1 protein-coding gene and 1 pseudogene are annotated in these 3,085 nt (G+C 38.8%); one reads left to right on the plus strand and one right to left on the minus strand.

Translation table 11 applies throughout. The features are described 5' to 3' along the window. Nucleotides 1-1,749 (minus strand): annotated as a pseudogene (locus IQ264_RS32000) (hypothetical protein); the annotation flags it as partial. Nucleotides 1,750-2,235: 486 nt separating this feature from the next. Between IQ264_RS32000 and IQ264_RS32005 the strand changes: the two are divergent. Beyond that, nucleotides 2,236-2,847 (plus strand): FHA domain-containing protein, encoded by a 612-nt coding sequence (locus IQ264_RS32005; protein WP_193986719.1) that lies wholly within the window; start codon nucleotides 2,236-2,238, stop codon nucleotides 2,845-2,847. The last annotated feature ends 238 nt before the right edge of the window (nucleotides 2,848-3,085 follow it).

A 3,085-nucleotide genomic window follows, 5' to 3' on the forward strand; every position in this document is an offset into this window, starting at 1 on the left:
CTGGGGACTGGGGACTGGGGTATTAGGAGAATTAGGGTTAGTAGTTGTTCTGTTTCCTGGAATATTGCTGATGCTAAATATCCATTCTGTTACCATTAAAGCTTGTAAAATTGCCATCCAGATATTGACATTTAACTTAGGGAATAGATAGTCAATAGCTGAGGTGATTGTTAGTAAACCAAAAATGTGAGTTAGGTAGACTAAAGAAGTGCGGGGGCGTTTTTGGGTGACAACTGCTAAGGTGATGGTGGAAGCGAGGAGATTTAGCGATCGCAACAAAGGATTGAGTAAACTAATAATAGTCAACGTCAAGCCCAAAATTAAGGCTATTCCTTCCCCAAATTTAACCAACTCAGGTTTCTGACGTTTATCCAACCAATTAGTCACTCCCACAATAAACATTACGTAGGGGAATAACACCACACCTAACAAAGTATAAGAGTGACTTTCTGCACCAGTTAATTGAAGTGCTGTATTGACTAAACTTTGTTGAATGTTATTCGGAACTAACCGCCAAAATAACCAAATTAACTGAAACCCAATTAATAAAAACGCTGCTAAATCAAACTTGCGCCAAAAGCGTTTTAAACGATTATCAAAAAACCATAAACCAATTCCACTAACTGCTAAAGCTTGTCCGGGAAATTTGTCTACTGAAACAAGCCAACCTAAAAATAACAAAAATCCCCCCAATAATTCCCAATTAATTTGAGAAAATGGCGGCGCAGAAGTTAAAGGATTTGGTCTTTGTTGAGATAACCAAGCCAAAAGCCAGCCACAAATTCCTATTGCTAAACCTAATTGGGTAATTTCTACAGGATTTCTAGTTAAGAAAATTGCCCGAATTAACAAAACCGCCACTGCATAAATTACTGCCGTAGTTACCCTTTGAGAATTGGCGATCGCTAACTGATTACTCTCCCCTAATTCCTCTCGCCTTCCGCCATTACGATAAGTATAAACAGTCGCTAAACTAGTGCCAGAAATTCCTAAATAAACAGCAATTAAGGGAAAGCCGGAAAAACTCCAACCCCAGTGCAAATAACTTAACCCTAAATAGTTAATTAATCCCAAATTATCTGGGCGGTAACGCCCAGTTTTTAAAATTAAAATAGTAATTCCTGTGAGAGTAACACAAGCAATTCCTACTGTTAGCCATTCCCATAAATTTCCCCACAAACGAAAACCATCCATTGCCCAAAAATTCACAGGTACTAAACACAAAGTTACCGCCTGCAAAGTTTGGGCTGTTAATTGCAAATTACTTTGTTTACCCGCCCAAAAACTGACTAACCAAAAAATCAAAGTATAACCCAGTAGAATTCCGTACTGTGCGAAAGAGGGAAACTTTTCCCATTGAGTAGCCGCCAACAGCCCGGAGGAAACTACCACCATGAAAACACCTAAAAATAGCAGCCATCTGACGCTCAGTTCCGCCATGAGAGACTGTAAAATCAGGTTTATTCTGTTTGGTGGTTCCTGAGAAGTCGCTTTTGTGCTGAGAGTGGCAGTTTCTGCCGCTACAGGAACAACAAAATCTGACTCATTGCGGCTTTTCGCTGAAGGAACGGTTGCTGTTGCAGTTACTTCTGGTAAACGACAAGTCAAGTATTGCCGAGAAATTTGTTTGACTTGGGCATCAGTCAGCAAGCCCAAGCGCAACCAAGCCTCTAAACCTGCCAAAAGTTCTGGATCGGAGGAATTGGCGGTGATTTCTATTTTAACGAAGCGAGAATTTGAGGATGACATGAGATGGCTACCACAGACAGAAATCCAATCATGACTTCATATCAAATGATGTTCGCCGCCTTTTTGCAGAGCGCCACATCTAGTATGCCAGTTAACTAGCTGTCTGAAATTTAGTTTCTGGATAAATGGGGGAAAATACTTATAAACTGAGCGTAATGATAACGCTTTGTTAAATAAGTATTGCCAATCAGTGCTCAATTTGTCACTATAATTACCCAGATGGCGGAGCTTACCAGTGGAATAGTTAGCATAAATAACAGCATAATTATCTAGACGCTTCTTAGCAAAATCTTTATAAATAGAGGCGATCGCGTAAAATTATTTAAAGTTTTCGTAAATTACCACCTTTTACTGATTGTTAAAATTTGTAGAATGTAGTAAACCTTATAGCTATACTGCTGCACCCAACTGGTTGAAATAGCATTACCTGTAGTGCAAAGGTGCATCCGTGTATTATTACTGGCACATTTTGTTGAGAATTGGTATATGCTTTCAAACCTAACTTATCCAAACCAAAATACAGATAAAGCCTTCAATTTTTTAGAAAAAAATACTTCTTTTTTGCGCTCCTTGGTAGCAAATTGCAAACATGATATCGATCAATTAACAACAATTATTGAGCCGATATTAAATGCTCCCAAACGTTGTGAAGTAGCGCCTTTTTATATTCAGGCTGTCACTACAGGAAAGTCAACTTTTTTAGTAACTAATCTTTCCCATGCGGAAACGGTTCAGATTATCGATCGTTCTGAACGATGGATCTTAGGACGTAGTAAATCAGATTGTGCGATCGCCATTCCCGAACTCTCAATCTCTCGTTATCACGCTATTTTAGGTCACGAAGCTGGTAACAATTTTTTTATTAAAGATGCTGGCAGCAAAAATGGGACTAAAGTTAATAACCAACGGTTAGCTACTTCAGAAAGTTGCATACTTAAAGACGGCGATTTAATACAATTTGGATTTATTCAAGTAGAGTTTTTTATCACTAGTTTTATAGAAGAAAGTATAGAAGAAAAGATACAAGAAAATGAGGATGTTTGGTTGAACAGTCAAAATTTTAGAGAGGAATGTCTAAGCTGTTCAGTAATTAAATAAAGTAGGCTCTCCCGTACTTGTGGTGGAAAACCCTAGTTTTGGGGACTGGGGATGACAGGCAAGATGCCTGTCTTACGGCACTGGGATTCCTTATAAATCAAGTATTTCACAAAACAATCAGGTTTACTTATCACCACAAGTACGGGAGAGCCACCTGGGAACTAGATCGCGCCTTCGTTCTAAGCTTGCATCGCATCTAAATTGTATATTTTTGGTGTTAGGCAAAAACCGTCAATCC

The sequence above is a fragment of the [Phormidium] sp. LEGE 05292 genome (genome assembly GCF_015207735.1).
Classification (GTDB): domain Bacteria; phylum Cyanobacteriota; class Cyanobacteriia; order Cyanobacteriales; family Aerosakkonemataceae; genus Floridanema.